Below are 15,182 nucleotides of genomic sequence, written 5' to 3'. Positions count from 1 at the left end.
AAATTAGTGTAGCAGAAGGAGTAATTCGATGTCTACCCAACCATTGCATATTATCATTATCGGGGCCGGTACCGGCGGGTTGTGCCTGGCACAAGGGCTGAAACAAGCTGGTATTAGTGTGGCGGTGTATGAACGTGATCGTACGCGCATCAATCCCTTGCAGGGCTTCCGCGTTGGCATTGGTCCCGATGGTATTCGGGGCTTGCGGGCCAATCTGCCACCTGAGCTGTTTGAAACCTTCCTTGCCACCTGTGCGCGGCCTCCACTCTACTTAAATTTGCTCACCGAGCAGATGCAAGAGTTGATGATCATGGAGAGCACACTGATGGCGGACGATCCTGATCCAGCGAAACGGGAGCATACAGTCAGCCGCATGACGATGCGTCAGGTTCTTTTGAGTGGGCTTGAAGAGAGTGTTGTTCACTTTGATAAGACATTTACGCGTTATGAGCAGCATGAAGATGGTACGGTGACTGCCTTTTTTGAAGATGGTTCCAGCGCGACAGGTACGGTCCTGGTGGCGGCGGATGGGGCAAGTTCGCGGGTGCGTCGGCAATATCTACCTCATGCTACGCTCGTGGAGACAGGTCTGCTTTCCGCAGGGGCCAAGGTGCCGATGACACCGGAAAATGTGGCGCTGGTTTCGGAGAAGGTGTTCAAGGGCATGAGTATGATCTTCGCGTCTGGAGGTCTTGGGTTCATTCTACATATGGTGGAGTTTCCCTGGCGACACGATGGCCAGCTCAAGCCAGGGATTGGCGTGAATGAGGCTGAGGTGCTGGCTCACTGGCCGGGCATGTTATACGACAATGAGAGCGACTATATCGGTTGGGGCTTGTGGGCTCCTCGCCATAAATTTCCGCGCAATCCCATGAGCCTGCGCGGAGAAGAACTGGTGGCAGTGACCCAGGAAATGACCAGCTCCTGGCACCCTAATTTGCGCACCCTGATCGCGCGTTCAGATCCCTCGACGGCACTGCCGGTGAACATTCGCACATCGCTGCCTATCGAGCCCTGGGCGACCACGAATATTACATTGCTGGGCGATGCCATCCACACAATGACTCCAGGCCGGGGAGCTGGCGCAAACACTGCTCTACGTGATGCTCAACTGCTCTGCAAGCAGCTTGTAGCTGTGCACAATGGCAAGCTGGATTTGCTGACCGCCATCCACGGCTATGAGGAGAAAATGCAGAAATACGGTGCGGAGGCTGTCAAACAATCGCTTGCTCAGATGGACGCCAATGCGCCCATTCATAAGCCGGTGATCGGACCAGCTATTATGGCAACCCAGCGCACGATGCTGCGCGCTATTAATCATATTCCCCCCGCCAAACGCGCTATGGCACGCGCCTTCAGCCGTGGACGTGGGGCGGATCGGCAGGATGATTAAAATATAATCAGACTTCACCTTATTCGGCACCAGAGGCTTTTCACGCTTTTGTAGAGCCTTGAGATAAGCAGGCATCCTAACCATTCAGGATGCCTGCAATTTTAGTATCCTCTTGCGCTGCATCGTTAGAACTTGACGATTGAGCGAGCGACTATGCGCGAGTGTTGGCTTCGCCTTGTTTATGGAAAGCGGAATGCAGTGCAATGGCGGTATAGATGAGAGCGATGAGAGCAGGTAGCCAGATAACGGGCGTGCGCAACGCGCCGTCAAAAGGGATTAGCAAGAGAATGTCTACGACGAAGAGGAAAATACCAAAGAGTATCTTCCCAATACATTTCGCTCTGCGAAGAAATCTGGGAGCCACAGACGCGACATGGTTGTAGTGCAGTCACGATATCTCTCCTGAAATATGTATATGCAATCTTCTAATCCATAAACTGCGGATAAGCCTTTTACAGTCGAGGTTTTAAAGCACAACTGGTCGAAGAATGATCTCTCACTCAGCGTTCCTCCTGATAGGAACAGTAGGATTAGGGGAAAGATGAGCCGAGACATGAATGGCAGCATCAATCTCGCCGCCCTCCGCCAATACATCCTGGAATAGCTGAGCTTCACTCTCCTTATCACCCTCTCCCAGATCATCCCTCAGACACACATTCTCAGCACAGGCGATCACATCTTGAATCACGCGCTCGTAGCGATAGTAGGTGAGCGCGATCCAGTCGATCTCCACTTGTCCATAACCGTGAAAAAAGGCTGGAGTTCCGGGCAATGTCTCACTAGCGTCTGGCGATTCCTTAATAAAGAGGAAGTCGCGCTCCTTGGGGGCCAGCATTACTTCATCCCAGTCGATCACAAATACCCGTTCAGATGGAGCACGAAGCAGATTGGCGGGATGAAGATCCGCATGGCAGATAACAAAGGGAAGATTGCGCTTTTGAAGCATTTCTGCGAGCTTTTCTAGAGAGCTCATTACCGCATGAATGACTTCCTGGTTCTTAATCCAGGAGGAGCGAAGAGCTTGCTGTGAGGAACTTTCTCCACCAGATGTATGTAGATGTTGGGTCTCAAACATCTGTATCCACTGGATATAGCCAGTTGGGTCAAATGTTTCCTTGCGTAATGATTCAAAGCCTGCAGATAGTGGAACAACCTCGTGAATTTGTTTGAAGATAGATCCCGTCTCCTCCCACTGTGTATCTGTCATACCTCGCCAGGTTGTCTCGCCTTTAATAAAAGGGTACACGATGACAGTCAAATCCTCGATTTTTGCCCACAACGCATGGTCTTTGGTGGGAAGAGGGGCGACGACTGCTGCAATGCCTTGCTCACTGAGGTAGGCTGGCACAAGGCATCCTGGCTCATAAAGTATTCCTGACCGCACCTTGAGCAAATAAGCATCTCCCTCCTGGCTTATTATTTGGTAGACACCGGCCCGATAATCCAGACCCAGAGGAAGAAAATCTAGTGTAGCAGGGATCAGATGGTAGTGCTCCTGTAAGCAGCTTCGTAGGAGTTCCGCTGAAATTTCTGGTTGTTCGCGCATGGTGCATTGCTTCCTTTCTTTGATATTCTCCATTGTTTTGGCGAGGTATTTACAGGTGCCTCTTCTATGGATCTGCTGTATCAGGTTAAGCGCGATTGGAGGAGGCCTGCGATGAGCAGTTTAACCATATGGCGGGCATCGTAGCGTGGGTCGTTGTCGGTGCCAATGCAAAGGTTTCCAATGCCACGCATTAGTTCATAGGCATCAATATCGGTGCTGGTCTCGCCGGCTTCAGCGGCGGCATTAAGCAACTGAGCGCAAACGGGCACAAGGCGGTCAAGAAAGTAGGTATGCAGCGCTTCGAAACCTGCGCTGTCGGATCGCAGAACCGCGGCGAGCCCATGCTTTGTGACCAGGAAATCAACGAAAAGGTTGACCCACTGACTGAGTGCGGCGTGAGGCGAGCCACCTTTCGCCAGCAGGACCGGACCCGCTTCGGCACAGGCCTCAACCTGATGGCGATATACGGCAACCACGAGATCAGCTCGCGTTGGGAAGTGACGGTAAATCGTTCCCATCCCAACACCAGCCGCAGCAGCAATTTCACGTACTGGCGCTTCTACACCGGACGCGACGAACACAGTAGCGGCTGCTGCGAGCAAAGCCTGCTGGTTGCGTTGCGCATCGGCACGCTTCTGCCGGACTGGTTTCTGCTGGGCAGGTTGCCCCGCCCCTTCGTCGTTGGTAGTCATCTCTTCATTCTCTCTCAAACAAATAATTTGACAAAACGGATCAATGTTCCGTATAATTTCTAATCGGAGCACAGCTCCGATTAGAAATTATACCATACACGAAATAGCTGGAAGGAAGATCTTTCTATGAATGAATCAGACATGGCAATGCCGAGCATGGAAATTAGTGTGCCTACCCCTGTTGTTTCGGTGAAGCCAGTAGTGCTATCAGCCCCGGGCCGTGGTGAGGATCTGAAAGTGCAAGTGTCAGCGCCCGTGATTGGGCGCGAATTGCCTATCATTGTTTTCTCGCATGGCTTTGGCTCGTCGTTAAATGGTTACGGCCCGTTAGTCGACTTCTGGACTGCCCACGGCTTCGTGGTCATGCAACCCACTCATCTCGATTCGAGGACGCTGAACCCCCCTCCTGACGATCCCCGTACACCATTAATCTGGCGTTTCCGGGTTGAGGATATGAAGCGCATCCTCGACAATCTTGATCTCCTTGAAACTTCCGTTCCTGGCCTCAGTGGGCGACTCGATCGAGATCGCATCGCCGTAGCCGGCCACTCCTGGGGTGCCCAGACGGCAAGCATGTTGCTGGGAGCACGAGTCCTCGATACCGAGGGTGGAACTGGAGAGAACATGGCAGATTCACGGATCAAGGCAGGGCTGTTGCTTGCCGCGCCTGGCCAGGGTGGAGCGGACTTAACTCCATTTGCATCCGAGCATTTCCCATTTATGAACCCGAGCTTCGCGGGCATGACCACACCAACCCTTGTGATTGCGGGCGATCGAGACCAGTCCGCCTTGTCCGTTCGAGGGCCAGACTGGTTTACTGACCCGTACTTCATGAGCCCAGGCGGCAAGAGCCTACTTACTTTGTTTGGAGCAGAACACTCACTTGGTGGTATCCCTGGATACAACGTCACGGAAACGACAGACGAGGACCCTGAGCGACTGTCCGCTGTCCAGCAGCTTACCTGGGCGTACTTGCGTACCGCGCTCTACCCTGAAGATACCGCCTGGTTCACAGCGTGTCGGGCTTTAATGGAGAGTCCACATCCACTGGGGCGAATCGAATCCAGGTGAAGCTCTGAGAGGCTCAAGCCGCTCACAGCGTAATCTGGGTTGATGTGGATTTTCGTCAAGCATTGGAGATGGCACAAAACTTTATTGAGGTTGAGGCAACTCAATTCGCCTTGAATTTGGCTGCATTTTATCAACAGGAAAAGGTTATTCCACGCCTGCTTAAGGAATGGAGTATAGCATACTCCATTCCTTAACGCTTCCATTCACCATCTGTGGCCTCTTCCAAACAAATCACATAGGTGTCATGTCTCCCTCCATATAGAAATGAGCCCATAATGAATCTCATCTTACTTACCAAAAGTTTGTTCTGCTCGACTTTTAAATCAGGAAAGAAACGATGAATAGCGTGACTCATCAATGAATGAGGAAGCCCATGCAATACAAGATAGAAATCGTCAATTTCTAGTGAATGACCGATTTCCAATCCGCGATTTCGGGATTCTTCTTGTCATAGAATGGGCGGCGACTGCGGACGATAGGGAGGCGAAGGAAGTTATATGGTTTAGGGGGAGATGTAGTGTCCCATTCCAGGGTAAAGCCATCCCAGGGATCATCTCCTGCCTTCTGGCCTGATTTCATGCTTAAGATGAAGTTGAAGACGAACATCATGACAGCAATACCAAGCAAGAAGGCACCGATGCTTGACATCAGGTTCAATTCATTCCATCCAAAATAGGCTGGATAGGTATAGATACGGCGTGGCATGCCCAGTAATCCCAGAATATGCATTGGGAAGAATGCCAGGTTCATACCAATCATCATCAACCAGAATTGTATATGGGCGAGCTTTTCATTCATGAGTTTACCTGTCATCTTGGGGAACCAGTAGAAAATACCCGCGAAGATTGCCAGGACACTTCCTCCAAAGAGTACATAGTGAATATGTGAGACCACAAAGTAGCTGTCTGTGGCTTGATAGTCAAATGGCACAACAGCCAGTGCCGCGCCATTCAGACCCCCAATGAGGAACATCGCGATAAAACCGAGTGCGAAGACCATAGGAGGCTTAAAGCTCAAATTTCCCTTGTAGATTGTTCCTAGCCAGTTGAAGATTTTCACTGCGGTTGGTATTGCAATGAGAACCGTGCTGGTCGCAAAGAAAGCCTGGGCGATAGGTGGTAAGCCAACGGCGAACATGTGATGTGCCCAGACGGTGAAGCTCAAAAAACCAATTGCTACGCCAGACCAGGCGATAAAGGTATAGCCAAAAATGGGTTTATGTGAGAAGACCGGCAAGATTTCAGAGGCAATACCAAAGGCAGGTAGAATGAGAATGTATACCTCTGGATGACCAAAGGACCAGAAAAGATGCTGCCACAAAAGCGGGTCACCACCATAGGCAAACTGATAGAAGTGTGTCCCGAGATGGCGATCGAATAGCAACATCAAGCTTGCAGCCGTTAAACTTGGCATGGCGAATAATATCAAGAATGCCATGACCAGGATCATCCATGTAAAGAGCGGTATTCGGTTAATGCTCATGCCAGGAGCGCGTAACTTCAAAATGGTCACCACAAAGTTCAGTGATCCCGAGATTGAAGAGATGCCTAGCATGGTGATTCCTAGAATCCAGAAATCCGCGTTCATTCCAGGTGTGCACTGATAGGCATGGACTCCGCAGGCAGCGGCTGTCAGACTTAAAGGAGCATACATAAACCAGCCGCCATTTGGAGCGGTGTTAAAGATGAAGCTTGACTGTAAGAAGAGACCCCCAAATAGGAAAATCCAGAAGGCAAAGGCATTCATGCGTGGGAATGCCATATCACGTGCTCCAAGCATCAAGGGGACAATATAGTTGCCAAATCCTGAGAGTATTGGCATGATGAACAAGAAGATCATTGTCGTGCCATGCATGGTGAAAAGCTGGTTATATTCTTCAGGGTTGAGCACCTTGCCATTTGGAATTGCCAGTTGGGTCCGAAGGAGGAGGGCCTCTAGACCACCAATCAGGAAGAAGAAGAAGGCTGTGACCATGTACATAATGCCGATCTTTTTGTGATCGGTGGTTGTGAGCCAGCTACCAATGTAGGTTTCGCTGAAATCCCTTTCTCGTATTCTTGTTGGAATCCTATTACTAGCGCGAGTTGCCATATACAATCCCCCCCAAATGGCTCTTCTATCTATTTACTAGTAACAGTATATACTTCACGATGTCATCTCTTTATAATCAATGAAATCTTAATCTGTGCATTTATTGTTTGGCCCATAGAATTGACCCTTTGCTTTGGGTGCGTTGCGAGCACAATCAGTTTTGATCTTGCCATCAGTAATACTTTGTGGGCTTACTGTCTTTCTGTTTGCACATGAATAAGACTTCATTGCGCAATAGTATCTGTGAAAAGTTTCTGATAGGATAGGCATCTCAGGCTGAAATATGTTTTGTAAATGTGAGGAAAAGATGGTGAGTAAGTTAGATGTGCGTCATGCACAACCTGAAGATTGGCAAAATATTTTGCCGCTGTTAATGAGGAATAGTGATTCTGAAAAAGAGGTAAAGAGACGATTTGAAGAATATTGCCGTCGTTCTGACCATCATCTTCCCGTTGCTTTCGTTGATGACCATCTTGTTGGCTATGGATGGGTACAAAACTATGGCGCTCATTTAAGGGCTGGCTTTCAATCTGCTCGTCTTCACGACCTATTTGTCCTTCCTGAGTACCAGAAGCAAGGGGTTGGCGCGGTGCTTTTCAGCTCCTGTAAGGCGTGGGCACAGCAGGCAGGAGTACGTTATCTCGAATGGCAAGCCAATCAGTCATCTCTTGGTTTCTATCAGCGGCTTGGTTACACTGGTGACCCTTGCCCTCAGCCCGATTATCCATTCTTTGAAATTGATTTCCACTCTTGATATCCTCTTTCTTTTCTACAGAGCATAAGAGTTCGTTGATAATACATGCCGGAGGGGACACGCAGCGGGACTCCTGGATGAAGATGGAATAGACCGCATTGATCAGATGTTTTGTAGAGAGGAACATTCTCAGCTTGCTTGCGCAAACAGCACAAGGCTTGTGAATATTTTTTTATTTCTCATTACACAGTTATGTATGAAGAGGTTCCTCTATGCTCGATTTTAGTGCCGTCAAAAGTGGTTCTCTGAGCTTTGCAGATATGGCAAAAGGTCTGACCAAAGCCGATCTGTATCAGTCTACCAATGAAATGATTGATGTCATGCAGGAAATCGTCGGTGATGCTGTTGACGTAGACGTGACATTTGTGCCACAAGACCCCAACGCGGATGATACTTTCGGGAAGCCTGAAGACGCTAACCTGGCATGGACATTGGGCCATGTGGTGGTTCACGCTACCGCCTCCTCTGAAGAGTCTGCTGCCCTCGCGCTCGAACTGGCTCGTGGACTCCCTGTTGAAGGTCGCTCACGTTATGAGGTCCCATGGGAGAGTGTGACCAGCATTGCCCAGGTGCGTCAGCGCCTTAAGGAGAGTCGTCGAATGCGTCTCGCCTTGCTCGATGCATGGCCTGACGAGCCTCACCTGGAGAACACCTATTCACCTTTCCCACAAATCGGTGAACTTAACGCCGTTGGCCGCTTCCTCCTTGGTCTTTTTCACGATGCGGACCACCTCGATCAATTACGTGAAATTATGCGACAAGCACGTGAAGCTCGTGGGTGAGAAAATAGGTTGACCTTACCGGGTCTGCCATTATATTGATATGTCATATGTCAATGGCACTCGTTTCATATATTTTTCATTTCATGTGGAACGATGTGCCATTGGCGTCTATTGGCGAAAATCTTGTACTGCGCTCACTTATCTAGAAAAACGTATTTATGTTTGAGCTCTGGAAGAGGCTTGTCAACCCCATCGACTTGAGAGACTGTCTACTAATGTGGATAGACTATTCTCTCTATCCTGCACAATAAGGAAGAGCAATATGCCTTGGGAAATTGATCCCCATCATACTCTTGTCGAGTTTTCGGTGACCCATCTCACTATTAACATTGTCAAAGGACGCTTTAAGGATGTGCATGGTACCATTCATCTCGATACACAACATCCAGAAAATTCCTGGGTAAAGGCTCGCATTCAAGCAGCCAGTATTGATACAGGTGTTACTCAAAGAGATGCCCACCTCCGCTCGGCTGATTTCTTCGAGGTCGTTAAGTATCCAACCATCACCTTTGAAAGTACCAGCGTACGACCGATTGGGCCAAAAAGCAGTATTGTGACAGGAAATCTCACGTTACATGGCATTACTGGTACCATAGAATTGCAGACCGAATTTACTGGTTCGGTTCGTGATCCCCTCACAGAGAGTATCCGAATCGGATTAACGGCTAGAGGCATTCTTGATAGAAGAGCGTTTCAGATGCGTTTCAATCAACTCGTAGGAGATGGTTTACCTCTTGTCGGAAATAGAGTCCATATTGAGTTACGCATTGAAGCGTTACATGTGTAAAAGAAAGCTCAATTTTTCGAGCCGTCGTATTGGGAAGTGAAAGCCATTGCCGAGTGTGCTGAGATAAAGGTTGTTGAAGTGTTTCTCGCCCTGCTAAATAATTTTTCTCATTTTTCAGAGCAGGATCGACGCCTTTCATTAGCGCTTATTGCCAAGCAGTTCATAGTGTATCGTGATGATGTCTCATGGATCGATAGAGATTTTGATCAATTCCGAGAGATGTATCCTGAAGAAGCCCTCGTGTTTTTGAGAAGGAGCGATATGGGAACTAACTCTCACTAGCTCTTTATCGCATCGTTGCTCTACGATGGTGAAGCGGTTGTGCTAAGCATGGCAATGAGCAGCCAATTGTCGGTAAACGCCGTTCCCTTACAAGTTGATGCCACCTTTTTTACACTTCTTTAAAAGATTTGTATTCCCAAAATGGATCGAGAACCATACGAGCAGGTAACACTTTTAATCTTTTTAGTCATAGAAACCGATTTTGCACTATCTATTTGAGATGGTTGACAAATTGAAGAAATAAAGGTATAGAATATATAGGTATAAAAATACATTGTAGTGCCATGAAGGACCATTCTTCTCTATTCTATCAGGACGAGAGATGATGCACTCTATTAACACACTACGTGTAATTGCTGCTTCTCAGGCTACTACACATCCTATTCCGTATTATGTGAATCTCAATTATGCGGATCTGTTCAAAATACAGCATATTAGCAATCCCTTTGTGCTCAATCCCGTAAGTTATTCAGCCCTTGCCTCATATCTGGAGTGCCCCAGCTGTTCGCTTGAACAGCGACGGAAGAGGCGTCCGAAGGAACCTAAACACTATACTAATGTTCGCCAGCAGTCACTTTTTAGTGGCGGCGAGCCTGATCCTCGCCTTGTTGGTACGCTTCTTCATACACTTATTAACCTTCTCCATGATCCTCAGGGGCCTCTTTTAGCTGAACAACGGTCCATGCTACTCTCTCATCCAACTGTACTCAGCAATTTTCTCTACAATGATGCGCTCGCAGCTTTACAAGAAACGGGGAAGTTGCGGCTTGCGATGTTCTTTGAGGAACTTAGTATGCGTGAGAGTCGGTTCTCTGCATCTGTCATTCAGCCGTTATTGCGTTATCAACGTGAGCTTGCTAGCACTGGTTCGAGCATTCTAGCGGCTTCGGAGCGCTTCAAATGCAAGTTGCTTTCAACTAGCCAGACCTTTGAGGGGCATGCTGATTGGGGGGATATGTTGGTCTGGTGGGGGAATTTGATCAGATACGTTTGTGTAAGAGAGAGCATGCCGGACAAATATATAGAGTGCCTGCGATCATTGAATTTAAGAAGGGGCTGGGTATGCGCAAGAAAAAGAGCGATCCCTTGCCTGGTCTCTTCGCGAACCTCGTAGAGGAGCATGAGAAAGGCGAAGATCTTTCTGAAAAATCGCAGCCTAGCGAGTTTCATGCTATGCAATTAATGGTGTATTGGATAGCTTTTCAAACCCGTTGGGATGTACGTGACTACATAAGTCGTCAGAAAGGTATGCTAGCAGACATACATATGCCTTTACATCAGGAACTAGATCTTATCATCTATAACCTGAATGATGGTTGCCAATATCGTTTCTGTCCGTCGGACTTTCATGGTGCTCTTCTGGCTTTGATCAACTGTATTTTCTATCTTGATTGGGCGCTAAAGAGCGGCTATGCGGTGCAATCACCGGACCATGATTGCCCCAAAACAAATCTCCTTGCCATTCTCAATCCCCAAGTCCAGGTAGGAAGCATGACGCTTTCCTCAGAAGAATGCTATCTGCGTGCCAGAGAATCCTTCGATAGGTTTAAAAGCGCCATTCAATGGGAAGCAATACCGTTACTTCATTAGACAGAGTTCCATTTTCTCGTGGGTTCGAAAATAGTTGGGGAAATCGAGGCGTAAGCAATCCTCTGCGAGTTTTGCGCTCAATTCTTCTTCGACCCAGGGATAAAGATGTGGTTGTTCATAAAATACGACAAGCATAGCATGGTCTTGCTCAAATGCCAGAAAATCACACCAGGGTCGACCGATGCTGCAGGCTTTAGCGCTGAGCAGCACCTGGGCATGTTGGCTCTCAACGAGGATACCTCCAGCTTCATTTGTTGTGACCCAGAACACACCTTCTTCGAGCTGCTGATTCGTTATTGATTCTCCCCACGGCGTCTGCATAGCATTTCCCCAATTACAGAAGTTGTCCTGATAATAATAGAACTTTTGTCTAGTCTAGCATATCTCGCGCAGATTTCATAGCCCTCTGTGCTCTTGTATTGTCATTCTTGTGATGGTTTGAATATGTGGAAGTCTGCTTCTTATCCGCATCTACGAGATGAGATAATCAAGAGGGAAATCGTACAACAACAAGATAAAGTCGCTTCACAAGGTTGAAAATGATGTTTTGTTTTTTCCTGCCCATTACGTCTACTTTGTTGGGTAGTAGCAGAGCTCGATAGTCTTCTGGCTCTCCTTCATATCAGGACTCTGGTAATCACAAGATGAAGATAGTCTGATTTCGTATATCAGGAGGAATCATGCCGAAAAAGCTCTTTCTGTTCTTCACAAGCTTGCTGCTGGTGAGTATGTTACTTGCCGGGTGTGGAGGACCTGAGAATGGAAACAAGCAAGAGCTTCAGTATACAGATGATGCAAAAGTATTGAATATCATTGCTGGTAGCGAACAACAAACAATTCTTGAACAGATTGTTACTCCATGGTGCAAGTCGAAAGGCTTTACCTGTAACTTTGTGCTGAAAGGTAGCGTTGATCAGTCATTCTTGCTCAAACAAGGAGGGGGAGCGTATGATGTTTTCTGGTTCGCAAGTTCTGTATTTGAGCAGATAGGCGATGAAAAAAACGTCCTCAAAGATGTCCAACCCATGTTCATCACCCCACTAGTTTACGCTGGCTGGAAATCGGAGATGCAGAAGTTAGGTTTCGTGGGGCGTGATGATATTTCCGTTTCCGAAATCCTCTCAGCCGTTGAGTCACATAAAACGACTGCCTGGCTGACCAATCCTTCACAGTCAAATAGTGGTGCGACCGTCTTTTTCGGCTTTCTCAATTACTTCGCGGGTAACAAAGCAGGTGTACCGCTCTCAAAGCAGCAGTTAGAATCACAGCCTGTTCAGGAGGGAATCACCAAGTTTATCAGGTCGATGGATCAGACACCTCCATCTACTGGTACTCTTATGAACAATTGTATTGCCAATAAAGAGAAATGCCGGACATTGTTCACTTATGAAGCGTTGGCTATCGAGAACAACAAGCAGCTCGTTTCTAAGGGGCAGGAACCTCTGTATGTTGTCTACCCAAAAGAGTCCCTGGCTATCGCGGATGCTCCTATGGGATTTCTTCCACATGGTGGGAGCGCGAATAGTGCCAAGGAACAGACATTCCGCCAATTACAGCAATATCTCTTGTCGGCTGATGTTCAGCATAAATTGCTTCAGCTCGGACGGAGACCGGCTGGTGGTGGTGGTCTATCACTCACGAATGCTGATTCAGCGACATTTAATCCTGATTGGGGGATTAAAGCCACTCTACACCAACAAGCAATTACCTATCCTGCTCCAGATGTGATTAACCAGGCATTAGATAACTACCAAACATCATATCGTCGCCCTGTGCATACCGTGTATTGCCTTGATGGTTCAGGTTCAATGGATGGTAACGGTGGGTGGGATCAGTTGAAAGAATCTTCGGAACTACTCTTTGATCAGACGAAGGCGCGTGAGTACCTGCTACAAACGCATCCACAAGATCTTACCTCTGTCATGATTTTCAATAACACTATTGCCGCAGGACCAGATGGCTCATGGACTGTAGAGGGAAATGATCCGCAAAAGATGCGCGGATTATATAACAATATCCAGTCACGCGGGCCAGATGGTGGCACAAACATGTATGTCTGTTTACAAAAGGCCGTTGAACTTTTCAACCAGCAGCCGAATGAAAACCGCAAACGACTCATCATAGTCATGACAGATGGACAGAGTGAGCAGGGTAACAATGCCAATCAAATCATTCAATCAATCGCTTCGCTAGGGGTCCCTGTCATTTCGGTGGCGTTTGGCAGTGACGCGGATCTCACCCAATTGAAAGAAGTCTCCACAGCAACGCATGGATCAGTAACTCAAAAGGATAATATGACTGAGGCTATGCGTGAGGCCACAGGCTATAAATAGGAGTTCAATCATGAAGATCGAGCGTTATGCGACCTTGATAGCGCTTGGGATAGGCGTGGCGGTGTTTCTTATCGCCTATTTTCTCTTGACTTCAGTCGGATGGTCGCTATGGATCGCAATCGGCATTGCTGCTATTAGTTGCCTATGTATTTCAGGCGCTTCCTGGCTACTACTAGATAGACGCAGTGAGCGAGAAATACACTTCGATACCTATCTCGATGAGGCTGAGCAAAAGGTACGTATTGTACAGCTCAAACTCCGTCAGATCAAAGCGTTCGCAGCAAAATTACGCCATCAAGCAACAGCAGCGCTCTTGAATCAGATCTGCTATGACGTCGACCAGCTTATCACGCGGATTCGCGCGAAGAATGCCACTGAGCTTCTCTCATCAGCCGAAAGGGTTGATAACTACCTGAAACAGGTTGTCTCCGTTACAGAGAAGTATGTTGATATTGAGGTGTACCCACGCTATTACAAAGAACCCAACATCAAGCTTGAACAGATCCGACAGGGGTTGCAATCCTTTGATGAATATGTTGTCGCCAGCGCTATTGCCCTCGAAGAAGGTGATGCCTTCGCGCTTGACGTCGATGTGCAAATGCTTGATGCCGCTAAATATAGAAGATTGACATAAGGAGAAAACAGCAATGACTCGTACTGTCCGTTTTGGATTGGCCGCAGTCGGCGTGACGATAGGACTGGTTTTGCTGATCATTTTTACAACTGTGCTGAGACCATCACTCGCAACGCCTGCGTTAACACCAACACCCATTCCACAGACGACCATCTCTTGCGTGGGTGGAAGTGAAAAGAATGATTTGATGCAGGATGCCGACATTCAGAAGATATTGCGTGATACCTATGGCCTGACGGTTCAATTTCAGTCAATGGGCTCTCTTGCTCAGGCTACGATGTCAACAAGTGATATCAAACAAAAAGGCTTGGATTGTCTCTGGCCTTCGAGCATCGCCGCACAAACGGTCTTTGAAGCACAACACAAGTCCAGCGAATTTGAAGCCTATCGGGCGGAGAATGTGCTAAGCAGCCCTGAAGTGATCTATGCTGGCCCTAATGGTACGGCAGCTTTGCAGAAAGCTGGCATCGTTACTAAGCGTGGGAATAACTACTACATTGTCAATATGAAAAAGCTGCTCCTCGACTATGTGCTCAAAGGCAAACAATGGGAGGATATAGGGGCGCAACAGCTTCAAGGACCCATTCAGATTGGCAGCACCAATCCGGCAGAATCCAACAGTGGCTTTATCCTCTACCTGCTGAAGCTGACTATTGTTGCGACGAATGATCCATTCAAGAGCCCAAATGTAGCGCAGGCCAAAAACGCCCTTCCTACTATACGTGCCCTCTACGATGCACAGGGTCTACAAGCGCAAAGCTCAAGCTTTGGCTTTGATCAATGGCTCAACCAGGGTGGTGAGTTTCGTGCTCCACTCTACTCTGGCTATGAATCCCAGATCATTGAGAAATCTCTCGAATTCCCTCAGTTGAAAGATGTAAACATTCTCTATCCGGAACCAACGGCATATAGTGATCATCCAATTCTGGCACTGAACAAAAAGGCTCAGCACTTTATTGACGCAATGAAGGACAAGAAAATCCAGCAGATTGCCTGGAAGAAGTATGGTTTCCGTTCAGTACAATTAGGCGTTACCAATGTACAGGATTTTCCGAAACTTCCACTTGCGGGAAACATTTCTTCTATCAATGTTCCTTCAGCGGATGTTGTTATGATGCTGAATAACTGTCTGAAAGATAGGAATCAGTGTTAATCTTCCCGGATTTATGCAATCGCTCGAACTAAGCTAGCAGACAGGTTGAGGAATGCAAAGAAAGGACGATGACT

At 47.8% G+C, this 15,182-nt stretch carries 14 protein-coding genes; 10 read left to right on the top strand and 4 right to left on the bottom strand.

The window, feature by feature from the left end; genetic code table 11:
- The first annotated feature begins 28 nt into the window (after positions 1–28).
- Positions 29–1,393, top strand: a complete 1,365-nt coding sequence (locus tag K3T82_RS00645; RefSeq protein WP_220191579.1) for an FAD-dependent oxidoreductase — start codon at positions 29–31, stop codon at positions 1,391–1,393.
- 496 nt (positions 1,394–1,889) lie between these two features.
- Here the strand turns inward: K3T82_RS00645 and K3T82_RS00640 are convergent, their stop codons facing one another.
- Positions 1,890–2,939, bottom strand: a complete 1,050-nt coding sequence (locus tag K3T82_RS00640; RefSeq protein ID WP_220191578.1) for a phosphotransferase enzyme family protein — start codon at positions 2,937–2,939, stop codon at positions 1,890–1,892.
- Positions 2,940–3,019: 80 nt separating this feature from the next.
- Positions 3,020–3,631, bottom strand: a complete 612-nt coding sequence (locus K3T82_RS00635; RefSeq protein ID WP_220191577.1) for a TetR/AcrR family transcriptional regulator — start codon at positions 3,629–3,631, stop codon at positions 3,020–3,022.
- 126 nt (positions 3,632–3,757) lie between these two features.
- On the opposite strand from K3T82_RS00635, the gene K3T82_RS00630 reads away from it, so the two are divergent.
- Positions 3,758–4,702 (top strand): alpha/beta hydrolase family protein, encoded by a 945-nt coding sequence (locus tag K3T82_RS00630; RefSeq protein ID WP_220191576.1) that lies wholly within the window; start codon positions 3,758–3,760, stop codon positions 4,700–4,702.
- A gap of 402 nt (positions 4,703–5,104) precedes the next feature.
- Here K3T82_RS00630 and ctaD read toward each other — a convergent pair whose 3' ends face one another.
- A complete protein-coding gene (ctaD, locus tag K3T82_RS00625) occupies positions 5,105–6,793 on the bottom strand; it encodes a cytochrome c oxidase subunit I (RefSeq protein ID WP_220191575.1) in 1,689 nt (562 codons plus the stop codon).
- Positions 6,794–7,100: 307 nt separating this feature from the next.
- On the opposite strand from ctaD, the gene K3T82_RS00620 reads away from it, so the two are divergent.
- The 5 genes from K3T82_RS00620 (at position 7,101) to K3T82_RS00600 (ending at position 10,988) form a co-directional block, all read left to right on the top strand.
- Positions 7,101–7,547 (top strand): GNAT family N-acetyltransferase, encoded by a 447-nt coding sequence (locus K3T82_RS00620; RefSeq protein WP_220191574.1) that lies wholly within the window; start codon positions 7,101–7,103, stop codon positions 7,545–7,547.
- 212 nt (positions 7,548–7,759) lie between these two features.
- Positions 7,760–8,329 (top strand): DinB family protein, encoded by a 570-nt coding sequence (locus K3T82_RS00615; RefSeq protein WP_220191573.1) that lies wholly within the window; start codon positions 7,760–7,762, stop codon positions 8,327–8,329.
- Positions 8,330–8,591: 262 nt separating this feature from the next.
- On the top strand, positions 8,592–9,116 hold the full coding sequence (locus tag K3T82_RS00610) for a YceI family protein (protein ID WP_220191572.1): 525 nt from the start codon (positions 8,592–8,594) through the stop codon (positions 9,114–9,116).
- Between the two features lie 604 nt (positions 9,117–9,720).
- Positions 9,721–10,512, top strand: a complete 792-nt coding sequence (locus K3T82_RS00605; RefSeq protein ID WP_220191571.1) for a hypothetical protein — start codon at positions 9,721–9,723, stop codon at positions 10,510–10,512.
- A complete protein-coding gene (locus K3T82_RS00600; RefSeq protein ID WP_220191570.1) occupies positions 10,461–10,988 on the top strand; it encodes a hypothetical protein in 528 nt (175 codons plus the stop codon). Before K3T82_RS00605 ends, K3T82_RS00600 begins: the two co-directional genes overlap by 52 nt.
- Here the strand turns inward: K3T82_RS00600 and K3T82_RS00595 are convergent.
- On the bottom strand, positions 10,977–11,309 hold the full coding sequence (locus K3T82_RS00595; protein ID WP_220191569.1) for a DUF7007 domain-containing protein: 333 nt from the start codon (positions 11,307–11,309) through the stop codon (positions 10,977–10,979). The two genes, K3T82_RS00600 and K3T82_RS00595, sit on opposite strands and share 12 nt — an antisense overlap.
- A 359-nt stretch (positions 11,310–11,668) precedes the next feature.
- Here K3T82_RS00595 and K3T82_RS00590 point away from each other — a divergent pair, with 359 nt between their 5' ends.
- From K3T82_RS00590 to K3T82_RS00580, 3 genes are read left to right on the top strand one after another with little or no spacing between them, the layout of a single operon-like run.
- A complete protein-coding gene (locus K3T82_RS00590; protein WP_220191568.1) occupies positions 11,669–13,321 on the top strand; it encodes a VWA domain-containing protein in 1,653 nt (550 codons plus the stop codon).
- Between the two features lie 10 nt (positions 13,322–13,331).
- Positions 13,332–13,955 carry a 5-bromo-4-chloroindolyl phosphate hydrolysis family protein gene (locus tag K3T82_RS00585; RefSeq protein WP_220191567.1) on the top strand — a complete coding sequence of 208 codons (624 nt, stop codon included), beginning with the start codon at positions 13,332–13,334 and terminating at the stop codon, positions 13,953–13,955.
- Between the two features lie 13 nt (positions 13,956–13,968).
- Entirely contained in the window at positions 13,969–15,108 is a 1,140-nt protein-coding gene (locus K3T82_RS00580; protein WP_220191566.1) for a hypothetical protein, read from the top strand.
- Positions 15,109–15,182: the final 74 nt, after the last annotated feature.

Origin of the sequence: Ktedonospora formicarum, from assembly GCF_016587355.1 — a bacterium.
GTDB classification, from domain to species: Bacteria; Chloroflexota; Ktedonobacteria; order Ktedonobacterales; family Ktedonobacteraceae; genus Ktedonobacter; species Ktedonobacter formicarum.
This window is presented reverse-complemented; position numbering and strand designations above follow the sequence as displayed.

Excerpts from the sequence above, each read along its gene's own strand:
- K3T82_RS00645 (WP_220191579.1), top strand. The coding sequence starts at position 29 with ATGTCTACCCAACCATTGCATATTATCATTATCGGGGCCGGTACCGGC.
- K3T82_RS00640 (WP_220191578.1), bottom strand. The coding sequence starts at position 2,939 with ATGCGCGAACAACCAGAAATTTCAGCGGAACTCCTACGAAGCTGCTTA.
- K3T82_RS00635 (WP_220191577.1), bottom strand. The coding sequence starts at position 3,631 with ATGACTACCAACGACGAAGGGGCGGGGCAACCTGCCCAGCAGAAACCA.
- K3T82_RS00630 (WP_220191576.1), top strand. The coding sequence starts at position 3,758 with ATGAATGAATCAGACATGGCAATGCCGAGCATGGAAATTAGTGTGCCT.
- ctaD (WP_220191575.1), bottom strand. The coding sequence starts at position 6,793 with ATGGCAACTCGCGCTAGTAATAGGATTCCAACAAGAATACGAGAAAGG.
- K3T82_RS00620 (WP_220191574.1), top strand. The coding sequence starts at position 7,101 with ATGGTGAGTAAGTTAGATGTGCGTCATGCACAACCTGAAGATTGGCAA.
- K3T82_RS00615 (WP_220191573.1), top strand. The coding sequence starts at position 7,760 with ATGCTCGATTTTAGTGCCGTCAAAAGTGGTTCTCTGAGCTTTGCAGAT.
- K3T82_RS00610 (WP_220191572.1), top strand. The coding sequence starts at position 8,592 with ATGCCTTGGGAAATTGATCCCCATCATACTCTTGTCGAGTTTTCGGTG.
- K3T82_RS00605 (WP_220191571.1), top strand. The coding sequence starts at position 9,721 with ATGATGCACTCTATTAACACACTACGTGTAATTGCTGCTTCTCAGGCT.
- K3T82_RS00600 (WP_220191570.1), top strand. The coding sequence starts at position 10,461 with ATGCGCAAGAAAAAGAGCGATCCCTTGCCTGGTCTCTTCGCGAACCTC.
- K3T82_RS00595 (WP_220191569.1), bottom strand. The coding sequence starts at position 11,309 with ATGCAGACGCCGTGGGGAGAATCAATAACGAATCAGCAGCTCGAAGAA.
- K3T82_RS00590 (WP_220191568.1), top strand. The coding sequence starts at position 11,669 with ATGCCGAAAAAGCTCTTTCTGTTCTTCACAAGCTTGCTGCTGGTGAGT.
- K3T82_RS00585 (WP_220191567.1), top strand. The coding sequence starts at position 13,332 with ATGAAGATCGAGCGTTATGCGACCTTGATAGCGCTTGGGATAGGCGTG.
- K3T82_RS00580 (WP_220191566.1), top strand. The coding sequence starts at position 13,969 with ATGACTCGTACTGTCCGTTTTGGATTGGCCGCAGTCGGCGTGACGATA.